The following is a 13,923-nucleotide window of genomic DNA, read 5'->3' as shown; positions in this document are numbered from 1 at the left end:
GCGCGCGATGCAAGAACGCCCGCCAGGACGGCGGGCGTATCGGCGGGGGACAGGTCAGCCAATCAGTGGAGATTGGCAGCCATAGGTTTCCTCGTAGTGCCGCTTGAGCCGCTGCAGCGCAATGCGCAAGACGATCTTGCCCGAGCGCGCCGACCAGCCCATGCGTTTTTCCACGGCCTCCAGCCCTTCGAGGAAACAGCAGCAGCGCAGCACGACATCGCCCAGGCCAGGCCCCAGATCGCGCAGGGCGGCGGCAACACGGTCGCGCGCACGCGACGACCCGCCCAGCGCATCCGCGGAACCAAAGCTTCCGCGGTCGCCGGCCGTCAGGAACCGATCCCAGTTCTGCGCAACGCGCGGTCCGATCTGGGCCAGTTCGAAATCCTCGCGCAGACGTTCGCCCGCGGCGACAAGATCGGGCGACAGGAAAGGACGGCCATCCTTGTCCTTGCGCCGGGCAAGGATGGCCAGCGGGCTTTCCGACAGGTTGATCCGCACGCGACGCGGCTGGCCCGTCTGGTCGTCGGTCAGCTCGTGATCCTCGACGTCGCGATGCTGGTCGGCAAAGGGGTTGGCGGCATCTCCAAGGCCGGCGTTGCGCGCGGCCTGCTCCTCGGCAAGCAGGCGCTTGAGCGCGGCGCGGCCAGCCTGCGTGATCTGGTAGGTCGTCACCCGCCCCACCGACTTGACCGCGATCCAGTCCTTCAGGGCAAAGGCCTCGGCGACCTCGCGATCCACCACGGCGGTGCGAACGGTTCCCTTCAACACCGCCGCCTTGTCCAGTTCTCCGGCAACGGCCAGAACCGCGCCGAATTCGCACAGGCGGCGCAGGATGCGGCGGGCCTCGCGTTCCAGGGTGGCCTGATCGACGATCTTCGGGCTTGCGTGGCGGATGGGTGCGGTCATGGGGCAGGCTCCTTCCTCGGTCTGGGATTGGGTCTGAACGACAGTGGCACCGGAACCGAACACCAGTCGGCCAAGCCGCGTCAGCGCCTCGTCCACCAGCGGATCGTCACGACGGTTTTCGAACGCGCGAACCTTGCGCATGATCGTCGAGGCATGGCAGCCCTCGTCCCGCGCGATCGCGCGCAGCGACAGGCCTTCCTCGATATGGCGCAGATAGAGACGAGCGTTCTTGGGAAGCCAGGCAGGCAGTGCCGCGCCGCCTGGAATCTGCATAGAGACCGTCATGTAGTTCCCCGAATTCGTTCCGGTGTTTCACTTTGCCTTAACCACGACGTACACAACCGTGGGTTGTTTTCGTTACCGGCGGGTTAAGGCCAAGCACGGAGCCGAGATTCGTTGATAAAACATAAATTTTCCTGACCAGACCGTTCGCTGCCTGGCATCATGCGGCAACAGGGACGGGTTCCGATTCATGTTTCGGTTGATCCAGTCAAGACGGGGGATACCGACATGAAAAACCTTATGGACGCCGTTCATGCCCTGCGCCGGCCGGCGACGCTGGTTCGCGCCGCGCGTGCGGGGCTTGGCGAATACGATCGGCAGCGGGATCTGAAACGCCTTCTGCGCCTGCCGCATGCTCCGGCACCGCAATCCGCGCTGCGCCTGCTGCTGGAGGAAGAAGCCCGGCTGAACACGATCCGGCGCGAACGGGCCGAATGGTACGACTTCATTCGTCACCTGGAGGTGACGATCGCCCTGATGGGCGAATACGCGCTGCTGGCGCAGGCAGCACAGGCCACGCGACTGGCCGCCGAATGACACGCATGCAGCAAACGAAACGGGCCGCCCGATCGGGCGGCCCGCAGGCGTGAATGCGTATCGATCACATGAAGGAATCGGGCATCGACGCCTTCTTGCGCGCGACATAATCCTTCAGCGCCTCCTCGACCGCAGGGTCGATCGCGGGCTTTTGATAATCGGCCAGCATCTTGGCAACGCGTGCCGAGGCCAGCGCGACGGTATCGCGCGCGCCCTCTTCTTCCCAGGTTTCGAAAGGTTTGTAGTCCAGAAGCTCGGTACGCCAGAACGCGTCGCGGAAATTGGCCTGCGTATGCGCGCAGCCCAGGTAATGTCCGCCCGGACCGACCTCGCGGATCGCGTCCATGGCCTGACCGTTTTCCGACAGATCCACGCCACGGGCCAGACCATGCAGGACGCCCAGCTGATCGGCATCCATCACGAATTTCTCGAACGACGAAACCAGCCCCCCTTCCAGCCAGCCGCACGCGTGAAGCATGAAGTTCACGCCCGACAAAAGCCCCATGTTCAGGCTGTTGGCGGATTCGTAGGCCGCCTGCGCATCGGGCAGCTTGGACCCGGTAAACGCCCCCGCCGAACGATATGGCAAACCCAGACGCCTTGCCAGCTGACCCGCGCCATAGGTGATCAGCGATGCTTCCGGCGTCCCGAAGGTCGGCGCACCCGAGTTCATGTCGATCGAGGTGACGAAGGCCCCAAAGATCACCGGGGCGCCCGGCCGGATAAGCTGGCTGTAGGCGACGCCAGCCAGAACCTCGGCCAGGACCTGCGTCAGTGTTCCCGCGACGGTGACGGGGGCCATCGCGCCACCCACGATGAAGGGCGAAATGATCGCGGCCTGATTGTGGCGGGCATAGACCTCAAGCGCGCCCATCATCACCGAATCGAAGGTAAGCGGCGAATTGATGTTGATGAGCGAGGTCATCACGGTGTTCTGTTCCACGAAATCCTGGCCAAACAGGATCTTCGACATCTCGACCGAATCCTCGGCCCGGGACGGTTCCGTGACCGACCCCATATAAGGCTTGTCCGACAGGGTCATATGCGCCAGCAGCATGTCCAGATGGCGCTTGTTCACCGGGATGTCGGTCGGCTCACAGACCGTTCCGCCCGAATGGTGCAGCCATTTGGACATGAAGCCCAGCTTCACGAACTTCTGGAAATCTTCCAGCGTCGCATAGCGGCGGCCGCCCTGGGCATCGCGCACGAAGGGCGGGCCATAGACCGGAGCCAGGACCAGATTGCGCCCACCGATCGTCACGTTGCGTTCCGGGTTGCGCGCGTGCTGGACAAAGGTGGACGGCGCGGTCTTGCACAATTCGCGCGCCAGGCCGCGTGGGATGCGCACGCGTTCGCCATCGACATCCGCACCCGCATCTTTCCACAGCTTCAGCGCCGCGGGATTGTCGACGAAATTCACGCCGATTTCCTGCAGAACGGTTTCGGCATTGTTCTCGATAATCTCGAGCGCCTCTTCGTTGAGGATCTCGAGATTGGGGATGTTGCGTTCGATATACCTGGCGCATTCGATCCGCACCGCGGTGCGCGCCGCACGGCGCGCGGCACCGCCTCCACTGCGCGACCGCCGGCCTTCCGCAACTTCGCTCATCTGACCGAAACTCCTGTCCGTGTGGGTTTGGCCCCGTTCTAATCGCAAATCGCGCAGGACCACGGCAGTATGCGGCATGTTTCGGGCGAAAACGACATGCGGCCCCATGCAAGAGGGCCGCGCCCTGCCCGGACGCGACCCCCTTCGTTTCGTCCTGGCCGTTCAGATTTCCTCGATCACGGACAGATCGCGCGTGGCCGCGCCGCGCGCATGGGCCAGGGCAGCCTGGTATTCGGGGCTTTCATAGCACGCCACGGCGGCCTCGAAGGACGGAAAGCGCGCCACCACGTTGCGCGGCCGATCGGCCCCTTCCAGCTGGCGATAGCGGCCGCCGCGGGCAAGGAAGACGCCGCCATACCTGGCGATGGCCGGACCGGCCAGCTCGGCATAACGGCCATAGGCCTCGGCATCGTGGACGGTCACATGGGCGATCCACAGCGCAGCCTTGGGGTCGCTCATGCCGCGCCCCCGATCACCGTTTCGGCGGCGCGAATGGCCTCTTCGGCCCTGGATGCATCCGCGCCTCCGGCCTGCGCCATGTCCGGCCGGCCGCCACCGCCCTTGCCACCCAGAGCCTGGGCCGCCGCGCGGACGACATCGACCGCCGAAAGCCGTTCCGTCAGATCCGGTGTCACGCCCGCGGCCACGGCAGCCTTGCCGCCCGTATCGGCCACGACCAGGACCACGCCCGAACCGACGCGCGCCTTGAGCTCATCCACCAGCGCGGGCAGATCCTTGCCAGACACGCCCGAAACAACCTGCGGCAGGAACTTCACGCCGCCGATCTCGCGCGTCTCGACCCGGGCCTGACCGCCGCCCATGGCCAGTTCGCGCCGAAGCTGGGCAAGTTCGTTGTTCAGCGTCTTGCGTTCCTCGACCAGCGCGCGCAGCCGCTGGGCCAGATCGCCGGGCTGGCACTTCAGCACCTGTGCGGCCTCGGACAGCAGACGCTCCTGCGCACGAAGATGGTCCAGCGCGGCCTGCCCCGTCAGGGCCTCGACACGCCGGACCCCCGCCGAGGAAGCGCCCTCGCTGATGATGACGAAGGCACCGATATCGCCCGTGCGCCGGACATGCGTGCCGCCGCACAGCTCGATCGAATAGGTATGGCCATCCACGCCCTTGCCCGAGTCGGCCAGATAGCCCATCGAGACCACGCGCACCTCGTCGCCATATTTCTCGCCAAACAGGGCCTGCGCCCCCAGCGCGCGCGCCTCGTCGGGCGTCATGATCCGCGTCTCGACGGGGCTGTTCTGGCGGATGAAGGCGTTGACCTCGGCCTCGATCGCCGCGATTTCGGCGTCGGTCAGGGCCTTGGCGTGGCTGAAGTCGAACCGCAGCCGGTCAGGCGCGTTCAGCGACCCCCGCTGGGCGACGTGATCGCCCAGATGGCGGCGCAGCGCCTCGTGCAGCAGGTGTGTCGCCGAATGGTTTGCACGGATCAGCGTGCGGCGCGTGTGATCGACCTCCAGCTTCGCGGGCTGGCCGCGCGCGATCTGGCCTTCGATCACGCGGGCGACATGGATGAAGACACCCGCGGCCTTTTTCGTGTCGGTGACCTCCAGCTGCCCCGTATCGGTGCGGATCAGACCGTTATCGCCGACCTGGCCGCCGGCTTCGGCATAGAAGGGCGTCTGGTTGACGACGACCTGAACCTCCTGCCCCTCTTCCACCGAGCCGACTTCCTTGCCGTCCTGCACCAGCGCAAGGATCTGTCCCTCGGCCGTTTCCGTCTCATAACCCAGGAACTCGGTCGGACCATGCCGTTCGGACAGATCGAACCAGATCGTGGCGTCCCTGGTTTCGCCCGAACCCGCCCAGGCCGCGCGGGCCTTGGCGCGCTGTTCCTGCATGGCGCGGTCGAAACCGGCCACATCCACCGTGCGGCCCATCTCGCGCAGCGCGTCCTGGGTCAGGTCAAGCGGGAAGCCATAGGTGTCATACAGCCGGAATGCGGTTTCGCCGGGCAGAGGCTCGCCCTCGCCCAGGCGCGAAACGGCTTCGTCCAGCAGTTTCAGGCCACGATCCAGCGTCTGCTTGAACCGCGTTTCCTCCAGCTTCAGCGTCTCCTCGATCAGCGCCTGGGCGCGGACCAGCTCGGGATAGGCCGTACCCATCTGGCGCACCAGCGCCGGAACAAGGCGATGCATCAGCGGGTCCTGCGCCCCCAGAAGATGCGCATGGCGCATCGCGCGACGCATGATCCGACGCAGGACATAGCCGCGACCTTCGTTCGAGGGCATGACGCCATCGGCGATCAGGAAGCTGGTCGAGCGCAAATGATCGGCGATCACCCGGTGATGGACCTTGCCCGGTCCGTCCGGATCGGTCGAAGTCGCATTGGCCGACGCCTCGATCAGCGCGCGCATCAGATCGGTGTCATAATTGTCGTGCTTGCCCTGAAGCACGGCGCCGATCCGTTCGAGCCCCATGCCGGTATCGATCGACTGCATGTCGAGCGCGCGCATCGAGCCATCCTCGAACTGTTCGTTCTGCATGAACACGAGGTTCCAGATCTCGATGAAGCGATCGCCGTCTTCTTCGGCCGATCCCGGAGGACCGCCCCAGACATGTTCGCCATGGTCGAAGAAGATCTCGGTGCAGGGACCGCAGGGTCCGGTCGGCCCCATGCGCCAGAAATTGTCATCGGTCGGAATGCGGATGATGCGATCGTCCGAGAAGCCCGCGACCTTCTTCCAGATCGCGGCGGCCTCGTCATCGGTGTGATAGACGGTAACCAGCAGCCGCTTCGGATCCAGCCCGAATTCGCGCGTCAGCAGCTCCCAGGCATAGGGGATCGCCTGCTCCTTGAAATAGTCACCGAACGAGAAGTTGCCCAGCATCTCGAAGAAGGTGTGGTGCCGGGCGGTATAGCCGACATTGTCAAGGTCGTTGTGCTTGCCGCCCGCGCGGACACATTTCTGTGCCGTCGCCGCACGGGTATAGGCGCGCTTTTCCAGACCGGTGAAGAGGTTCTTGAACTGGACCATGCCCGAGTTCGTGAACATCAGGGTCGGGTCGTTTCGCGGCACCAGCGGCGAGGACGGAACGATCTCGTGCCCGTTGCGGCGGAAATAGTCCAGAAAGGTGGATCGGATATCGTTCAGGCTTGGCATGGCAACCGGTTTTCCTGCGGAAAATGAAGGCGTCGGCCCGGTTTATCCGCTCGCCCGCGCCATGTCCACAATCCATGCGGCAGATTGGGCCGCGGGCGCATTTCCCGGGGGATGCTGCCACTGGCAGAAACAAATGGGCGCGCCCATCCCGGTGCGCGCCCATTGCGGTTTTGGCAAGAAGTCCCGTGCGGGGTTCAACCCTCCATCAGGGCATCATCGTCGGCCGATTTTGCCGAAAGGTCCAGCAGGCCGTGGCTTGCCCGGATCTTGTCCTCGATCTCTTGCGCGATGTCGGGATGTTCCTTCAGGAACCGCTTGGCATTCTCGCGCCCCTGTCCAATGCGCTCGTCGCCATAGGAATACCAGGCACCCGATTTCTCGACCACGCCGGCCTTGACGCCAAGATCCAGAAGCTCGCCGGTCTTCGAGATGCCCTCGCCATACATGATGTCGAATTCGACTTCCTTGAACGGCGGGGCGACCTTGTTCTTGACCACCTTGACGCGGGTCGCGTTGCCCACGACCTCGTCCCGGTCCTTGATCGAACCAGTGCGGCGGATATCCAGCCGGACCGAGGCATAGAATTTCAGCGCATTGCCGCCCGTCGTCGTCTCGGGGCTGCCGAACATGACGCCGATCTTCATGCGGATCTGGTTGATGAAGATGACCATGCAGTTGGATCGCGCGATCGACGAGGTCAGCTTGCGCATGGCCTGGCTCATCAGGCGCGCCTGAACGCCGACGCTGGCATCGCCCATATCGCCTTCCAGTTCCGATTTCGGAGTCAGCGCCGCGACCGAATCGACCACGACCAGGCTGACCGCGCCGGACCGCACCAGCGTGTCCACGATCTCCAGCGCCTGTTCCCCCGTGTCGGGCTGGCTGATCAGAAGCTCGTCAAGATTGACGCCCAGCTTCTTGGCATATTGCGGATCAAGCGCATGTTCGGCATCGACAAATGCGCAGACGCCGCCCTTTTTCTGTTCCTCGGCGACCACATGCAGTGTCAGCGTCGTCTTGCCCGAGCTTTCCGGGCCATAGATCTCGATGATGCGCCCCTTGGGCAGACCGCCGATACCCAGCGCGATGTCCAGACCCAGCGATCCGGTCGAGGTCGCCTCGATCTCCATGACCGGGTTTTCCGCCCCAAGGCGCATGATCGAACCCTTGCCAAACTGGCGTTCGATCTGTGCCAGTGCGCTTTCCAGCGCCTTCTGCTTTTCGGTGTTGCGCTTGTCGCTCATGCTCAGGAGATCCGCTATGGCCATTGGTCGCTTCCTTATTTCACACCCGCAAGGGCGCGGCAATCTCTGCCTGGGTTCTTGCGATGTTCTCACACTTATGAGATCAAAAGGGGAACATTTCAACCGGATTTTCTAAAATTCGACTTTTGCCCCTGACGGTAAATCTTTAGTTAACCCCAGCGGGTTTCCTTCCCGCATCGGGATCGAAATGCAGCGGAGGGTCTCTGGATGCTCGTCTTCTGGAAACAACGACTGGTTTACCTGGCCACGCCAAAGACCGGCTCGACCGCGATCGAATCGGCGCTGGAGCCCCTGGCCAGTGTCGTCATCCAGCGCCCGCCGGAATTGAAGCATACCTCGGCCTATCGCTATTGGCGTTATCTTGCGCCCTATCTGCAGAAGGCAGCGGATGAGGATTTCATGGTCGTGGCCGTGATGCGCGAGCCGCTCGACTGGCTGGGAAGCTGGTACCGATACCGCCAGCGCAAGGAGGAATTGCGCCCCGATCGTTCGACCGCGCATCTGAGTTTCGACGAATTCGTGCAGGCCTATCTATCGGACCCGCAGCCCGAATTCGCCCGGGTCGGCTCGCAGGCCCGCTTCCTGGTTCCGGATCAGGGGCCCGGCGTTGACAGGATCTTCCGCTATGACGACATGGGCAAGTTCGTCGAATTCCTCGAGGATCGTCTGGATTGCGAAATCACCCTGCCCCGGCTGAACGTCTCGCCCGAGGGCGCCCTGGACCTGTCGGCCGAGACCGAGGCACGCCTGCGCGAGGTCTGCCACCGCGACTTTGCCCTCTATGAGGCGCTGAAGGCCCAGGAACTGGCCTGAGATCTCTCTTCGCTTTCTTCGGCACACCGCCACCTGACGCGGCGCACGAATGCACAAAACCACCGCGCGGACACAGGCCGCCAAGATCGTCGGGCGCGTCTGTCCAACCGGCGATCATGGACGCGGACGCGGGCGCTGATCCGGAAACCTCACGCGCGGCGTTCAGACCCGAAGCGTCCAGACGCCCCGCGCCATGCGCGGGTGCAGAGTCGCAAACTCCGTGCACCAAATCCCGCTGTCGGGGTCATTCGGCCGTTTCGCTCAACACCTTCCAGACCGTTTCCGTAAGGTCATTCAGCGAGAACGGCTTGGGCAGGAAGACGGAATTCGGAACCCGATCCCGCAGCTCGGACAGGCTTTCTTCGGAATAGCCGGAAACGAAGATCACCCGGACATCCGGGCGTCTTTCCAGTGCCTGCATGACCCAGCTGGGCCCATCCATGCCGGGCATGATCACATCGGTCACGAAGACATCGACATGCAGATTGTCGTCAGACAGGATCTGTAGGGCCGCTTCGGCGCTGTCGGCCTCGATCACCTGGTATCCGCGCAGGCGCAAGGCGCGGCTGGCAAAAGCACGCACGGGGGCCTCGTCCTCGACAAGAAGAATGACCTCGTTTGTGCCGCGATCCAGCGATCGCGTGGCGGGCCGAGCAGGGGCATCGGTCGAAACGGCATCGGATTCGGAACAGACCGGCAGATAGATGGTGAAGGTCGTCCCATCGCCTTCGGCGCTGTCACAAAAGATGTATCCACCCGTTTGCTTGACGATGCCATAGACGGTGGAAAGCCCAAGCCCGGTGCCTTCGCCTTGCCGCTTGGTCGTGAAGAATGGCTCGAATATCCGGGTAAGCAGGTCGCCGGGAATGCCGGTGCCCTCGTCAATCACGCGCAAGACGACATAATCGCCGGGCGAAACGCTGGCGCGATCACGATTCAGGGCTTCTGCAAGCGTTTCGTTCCGGGCTTCGATACGGACCTCACCGCCTTGGGGCATGGCATCGCGTGCGTTGACGACAAGGTTCATCAGAACCTGCTCGAGCTGCCGCCTGTCGGCGCGGATTGCGGCAAGGTCGGGATCGACCGCCGTTTTGAGCCGCACCTTTTCACCGACCAGCCGGTTCAGCAGATGCCCCAGATCGGCCAGGACTTCGTGCAGGTCAATTCTTTCCAGCTTGAGCGTCTGCTTGCGCGAGAAGGCAAGAAGCTGTCCGACCAGCGCCGCGGCCCGATTGGCGTTCTGCGATATCTGGATCAGGTCGGCATAGTCCGGGTCGCTCTTGTCGTGGCGCAGCAACAACAGGTCGCAATGACCTGAAATCGCGGTCAGAAGATTGTTGAAATCATGCGCCACGCCACCGGCAAGCTGCCCGATCGCCTGCATCTTTTGCGCCTGAACGAACTGCGCCTCAAGTCGCTTGAGCTGGGTCGCGTCCCAAAGGACCGCGACAAGGCCCGCTTCACCCGCGACCGAGACACGGGTCAGGCTGACCTGAAGAAAGGTCTCGCGATCCTTGCGCCGTATCTTCAGAACCTCGGGACGACCGTCGCCCCGCCCCGCAAGTGCATCGTTCAGCCAGGCCCCTACCGGCCGGCCGAGGCCTTCCATCATGCCGGCCAGCTCGGCCCCTATCGCGACCTCGCCAAGCAATTCACGAGCGGCGCGGTTGACCTGCACGATGCGCCCATGGCCATCAAGCCGCACCAGCGCGACGGGCAACGCCTCGAACGGGATCGATTCCCCGTCATGCGCAACCACGGGCGACGCAGGCAAGACATACAGTTCATGCCGCCCCGACCCGGCATCCACCCAAAGCACTGTCCGACGGGTTGCGCCATCGCGCGCGACCACCAGGTGCTCCTCTCCCGGCCGAATCGGCATGTCGAGAACCAGATCGTCAAGCCTCTTGACGCCATTGCCGGTCAGCCGCTGCATCGCGTCGTTCATCGACACGATCGATCCGTCTTCGGACACGACTGCCATCGGAAGATGGTTCGCGCGGACGTCATTTTCGGGTTCGGCTGCAATATCCGCGACCTGCCAAAGAATACAGCCCGCGCCCAGATCACGCGCGTCAAGCCGCAGCCGACCCGCGAGGGTCACGACGTCCTCGCTTGCTGCTCCCTCGGCCTGCGCGCGGGCATGCAAGCGGCGGACAAGGGGCGCGGGGTCAGCAAGTTCCGCGCCCAGAATTCGCGCAAAGGACACGCCTGGCTTCGCTCCGAACCGGTTGCGGGCGGCAGGGTTCAGGACAATCGCAACGCCTTCAACATCGGTCAGGATTCCTGGAACCGCATCATGACGCAGCATCCTTTCGACACAGCGCCCAAGATCTGATTGCAGCCTTGCGGGACGCCCCGCCAGAAAGCCGATCAGCACGGTGGCGACCGCAAGGGTCAGGGCGATTCCCACCACCGCCAGGCGCAAGCCGTACTCGGGCAGGATCAGCCCGACCGACGCGCACAGCCCCGCGCACAGGGCCAGCCACCCCCGAACCGGCGCAGCGGCAAGGGCGCCTCGCGTCAATTGCTCGGACAATTGAGCCGATACGGTCATCCATTTCCCCGACGCGGATTCGTGGTGCGGCCATTGCGCGGGAAAATGGTTAATGTGCGATTAATCGGGAAACGGCGCGATGCCCGCCAGAGTTGTTTATTTCCGTCACGCTTCGCGCGTCAAGAGCGCCATGTAAAACCCGTCACCCGCGCTCAGCGGCGTGAACAGCCTTTCCTTGCCAAGCGTCCAGCCCCGATGGCGCGACAGGAATGCCCTTACCTGATCGCCGTTCTCAAGATCGACGAGCGAGCACGTCATGTAGGCCAGCCAGCCTTTCGGGGCGACCAGATCGGCAGCCCGATCCAGGATAAGGGATTGCGTCTGAAGCAGCTCGCCAAGGCGGCTTTCAGTCAGGCGCCACTTGGCGTCGGGCGTCCGCCGCCAGGTGCCTGTGCCCGAACAGGGAACATCGGCCAGAACCAGATCGAAGTCCTTGCCGATCGGTTTGCCCGGTTGCGCCAGGCGAATGTTGGCGCCTGCCCTTCGCGCGCGTTCGGGCAGATCGCGCATCCTTTGCCGGGCGATGTCATGGGCCACGATGTCGATCCGCGCGCGTGCCGCCATGGCAAGGCTCTTGCCCCCGCCACCCGCGCAATAATCCAGCACGCGCATCCCGTCGCCCAGCGGAAGATCCTGCACGGCCGCCTGAGGGCTGAGATCCTGCAACTCCACGACGCCGTCGCGATAGGCGTGTCCGCCGGTGATGCGACGCGCACCCTCGATGACACGCAGGGCATGGGAGACGGCCGGATCAGGCGCGGCGACGATGCCATCCGCCGCAAGGGCCGCGATGGCCGTTCCGACATCGGCCTTGGCGGCATTGACCCGCAGGAAGACCGGCGCGCGCTCGCGCATTGCGCGCAGCACGGGGGCGAAGTCCTCTTGCAACGCGCGGCGAAGATGCGGCGCGATCCAATCCGGGCAGTCGAGCGCCACGTTCCGGGGCAAGGCATCCAGTGCCGGCGCGGCAGCAAGCGCGTTCCGCTCCTCGGGGGTCAGAGGGCTAGGCGCATGTCCCTGTCCCGTGAAGATGTCGTCGGGGTTGCGGCCATGCGCGCGCAGTGCCCCGATCATCGCCGCCCGGCCCGATGGCTCGGCCGCGCCCGACAATGCCGTGAAACTGCGCAGGCATCGCAGCGCATCGAAGACATGATCGCGAATGGCGGCCCTGTCGCCCGAGCCCGCAAAGCGGCTGGCCCGGGCCCAGTTCGTCAACGTGCGCTCGGCCGGTTCACCAGCCAGAATCCGGTCAAGCACGCCGATTGCAGCCTGGATCCGGGCTTCGGGCGTCATCGGGCAGGCCCCACCTCAGACGATACGGTAGTTCGGCGATTCCCGCGTGATCTGGACGTCATGCACATGGCTTTCACGCAGGCCCGCGCCGGTGATGCGGACAAAGCGGCAATTCCTGCGCATCTCCTCGATCGTGGCGCAGCCGGTATAGCCCATCGCCGCGCGAAGACCGCCGACCATCTGGTGGATCACCGCGGCCACCGGCCCCTTGTAGGGCACCTGACCCTCGATCCCTTCGGGCACCAGCTTGTCGCTCGCGGCGTCCTTCTGGAAATAGCGGTCGGCCGAACCGCGCGCCATGGCGCCAAGGCTGCCCATGCCGCGATAGGTCTTGAACGAACGCCCCTGGTACAGGATGACCTCGCCCGGGCTTTCATCGGTGCCCGCGATGGCGCTGCCCACCATGGCGCAGCTTGCCCCGGCCGCGATGGCCTTGGCGAAATCGCCCGAATACTTGATACCGCCATCCGCGATCACGGGCACATCACCCGCGGCCGAAACCGCATCCATGATCGCCGTCAGCTGCGGAACGCCCACGCCGGCCACGATCCGCGTCGTGCAGATCGACCCCGGGCCGATACCGACCTTGACGGCATCGGCACCCGCATCGATCAGGGCGCGCGTGCCCTCGGCCGTGGCGACGTTGCCCGCGATGACCTGGACATCGCCATGGCGCTTCTTGATGCGCTCGACGGCCTGGGCCACACCCGCCGAATGACCATGGGCCGTGTCGATGACGACCAGATCGACGCCGGCGTCGATCAGCGCCTCGCTGCGTTCAAAGCCCGCATCGCCCACGGTCGAGGCCGCGGCCACGCGCAGCCGGCCCAGCTCGTCCTTGCAGGCATGTGGGTTCAGCACGGCCTGCTCGGTATCCTTCAGCGTCAGCAGGCCCGTCAGCTTGCCCTGTTCATCGGTCACCAGCAGCTTTTCGATGCGCCGCGCCTTCATGAGGCTGATCGCCTGCTCGCGGTCCACGGGTTCCTTCAGGACCGCCAGGTTTTCCGACGTCATCATCACGCGCACCGGCGTCTTGTCGTCGGTGGCAAAGCGCATGTCGCGGTTGGTCACGATACCGACAACGCGCCCGTCATCGTCCACCACCGGAAAGCCGGTGATGTTGTAGCGGTTCATCAATTCCCTGGCATCGGCCAGTGTCTGATCGGGGCGCAACGTGATCGGGTTGTAGACGACGCCGGATTCGAAGCGCTTGACCCGGCGGACCTCGGCGGCCTGCTCCTCGATGCTCAGATTGCGGTGGATCACGCCGATGCCACCCGACTGGGCCATGGCGATGGCCATCCGTGCCTCGGTGACGGTATCCATCGCCGATGACAGCAGCGGGATGTTCATCCGCACCTTGCGGGTCACCCAGGTCGTCGTATCGGCCTGCGCGGGCAAGACACTGGACGCCGCGGGAACCAGAAGCACGTCGTCAAAGGTAAGCGCCTCGCGAATCTCCATCGCACCCTCCTGAGGAGTTTCGTTTGGCGCTTCCCATTTTCACGGCCGAAGGACAAAGGCAAGCCAAAAGTCCCCCAAGCC

General features: G+C 64.3%; 10 protein-coding genes. 2 read left to right on the top strand and 8 right to left on the bottom strand.

Annotation, left to right across the window (positions count from 1 at the left end):
* Positions 1-54: 54 nt before the first annotated feature.
* Positions 55-1,191 carry a DUF6456 domain-containing protein gene (locus LV82_RS06445; protein ID WP_245873089.1) on the bottom strand — a complete coding sequence of 379 codons (1,137 nt, stop codon included), beginning with the start codon at positions 1,189-1,191 and terminating at the stop codon, positions 55-57.
* Positions 1,192-1,416: 225 nt separating this feature from the next.
* On the opposite strand from LV82_RS06445, the gene LV82_RS06440 reads away from it, so the two are divergent.
* Entirely contained in the window at positions 1,417-1,725 is a 309-nt protein-coding gene (locus tag LV82_RS06440; protein ID WP_104070277.1) for a DUF6477 family protein, read from the top strand.
* Positions 1,726-1,789: 64 nt separating this feature from the next.
* On the opposite strand, the gene LV82_RS06435 is transcribed toward LV82_RS06440, so the two are convergent.
* From LV82_RS06435 to recA, 4 genes are all read right to left on the bottom strand, one after another.
* A complete protein-coding gene (locus LV82_RS06435; protein WP_104070096.1) occupies positions 1,790-3,334 on the bottom strand; it encodes a trimethylamine methyltransferase family protein in 1,545 nt (514 codons plus the stop codon).
* Positions 3,335-3,496: 162 nt separating this feature from the next.
* A complete protein-coding gene (locus tag LV82_RS06430) occupies positions 3,497-3,793 on the bottom strand; it encodes a DUF1330 domain-containing protein (RefSeq protein ID WP_104070094.1) in 297 nt (98 codons plus the stop codon).
* Complete coding sequence (gene alaS / locus LV82_RS06425; protein WP_104070093.1) at positions 3,790-6,450, bottom strand: alanine--tRNA ligase; 2,661 nt, start codon at positions 6,448-6,450, stop codon at positions 3,790-3,792. Before alaS ends, LV82_RS06430 begins: the two co-directional genes overlap by 4 nt.
* Positions 6,451-6,644: 194 nt before the next feature.
* Positions 6,645-7,718, bottom strand: coding sequence for a recombinase RecA (gene recA, locus LV82_RS06420; RefSeq protein ID WP_104070091.1), 1,074 nt, complete (start codon positions 7,716-7,718; stop codon positions 6,645-6,647).
* 204 nt (positions 7,719-7,922) lie between these two features.
* Here recA and LV82_RS06415 point away from each other — a divergent pair, with 204 nt between their 5' ends.
* Complete coding sequence (locus LV82_RS06415; RefSeq protein ID WP_104070090.1) at positions 7,923-8,528, top strand: sulfotransferase family 2 domain-containing protein; 606 nt, start codon at positions 7,923-7,925, stop codon at positions 8,526-8,528.
* A 244-nt stretch (positions 8,529-8,772) separates the two neighbouring features.
* Here LV82_RS06415 and LV82_RS06410 read toward each other — a convergent pair whose 3' ends face one another.
* The 3 genes from LV82_RS06410 to guaB all read right to left on the bottom strand — a co-directional run bounded on the left by LV82_RS06410 (position 8,773) and on the right by guaB (position 13,842).
* Positions 8,773-11,085 (bottom strand): PAS domain-containing sensor histidine kinase, encoded by a 2,313-nt coding sequence (locus LV82_RS06410; RefSeq protein ID WP_104070088.1) that lies wholly within the window; start codon positions 11,083-11,085, stop codon positions 8,773-8,775.
* Positions 11,086-11,190: 105 nt separating this feature from the next.
* Complete coding sequence (locus LV82_RS06405) at positions 11,191-12,378, bottom strand: RsmB/NOP family class I SAM-dependent RNA methyltransferase (protein WP_104070087.1); 1,188 nt, start codon at positions 12,376-12,378, stop codon at positions 11,191-11,193.
* A gap of 15 nt (positions 12,379-12,393) precedes the next feature.
* A complete protein-coding gene (gene guaB / locus LV82_RS06400) occupies positions 12,394-13,842 on the bottom strand; it encodes an IMP dehydrogenase (RefSeq protein WP_104070085.1) in 1,449 nt (482 codons plus the stop codon).
* Positions 13,843-13,923: the final 81 nt, after the last annotated feature.

It is taken from the genome of Albidovulum inexpectatum, assembly GCF_002927635.1.
Taxonomy (GTDB): domain Bacteria; phylum Pseudomonadota; class Alphaproteobacteria; order Rhodobacterales; family Rhodobacteraceae; genus Albidovulum; species Albidovulum inexpectatum.
Note: the sequence above shows the minus strand (reverse complement) of the source record. Positions and strands in the feature narration are given on the sequence as shown.

Coding starts and splice junctions, on each gene's coding strand:
- LV82_RS06445 (WP_245873089.1), bottom strand. CDS start 1,191: ATGACGGTCTCTATGCAGATTCCAGGCGGCGCGGCACTGCCTGCCTGG.
- LV82_RS06440 (WP_104070277.1), top strand. CDS start 1,417: ATGAAAAACCTTATGGACGCCGTTCATGCCCTGCGCCGGCCGGCGACG.
- LV82_RS06435 (WP_104070096.1), bottom strand. CDS start 3,334: ATGAGCGAAGTTGCGGAAGGCCGGCGGTCGCGCAGTGGAGGCGGTGCC.
- LV82_RS06430 (WP_104070094.1), bottom strand. CDS start 3,793: ATGAGCGACCCCAAGGCTGCGCTGTGGATCGCCCATGTGACCGTCCAC.
- alaS (WP_104070093.1), bottom strand. CDS start 6,450: ATGCCAAGCCTGAACGATATCCGATCCACCTTTCTGGACTATTTCCGC.
- recA (WP_104070091.1), bottom strand. CDS start 7,718: ATGGCCATAGCGGATCTCCTGAGCATGAGCGACAAGCGCAACACCGAA.
- LV82_RS06415 (WP_104070090.1), top strand. CDS start 7,923: ATGCTCGTCTTCTGGAAACAACGACTGGTTTACCTGGCCACGCCAAAG.
- LV82_RS06410 (WP_104070088.1), bottom strand. CDS start 11,085: ATGACCGTATCGGCTCAATTGTCCGAGCAATTGACGCGAGGCGCCCTT.
- LV82_RS06405 (WP_104070087.1), bottom strand. CDS start 12,378: ATGACGCCCGAAGCCCGGATCCAGGCTGCAATCGGCGTGCTTGACCGG.
- guaB (WP_104070085.1), bottom strand. CDS start 13,842: ATGGAGATTCGCGAGGCGCTTACCTTTGACGACGTGCTTCTGGTTCCC.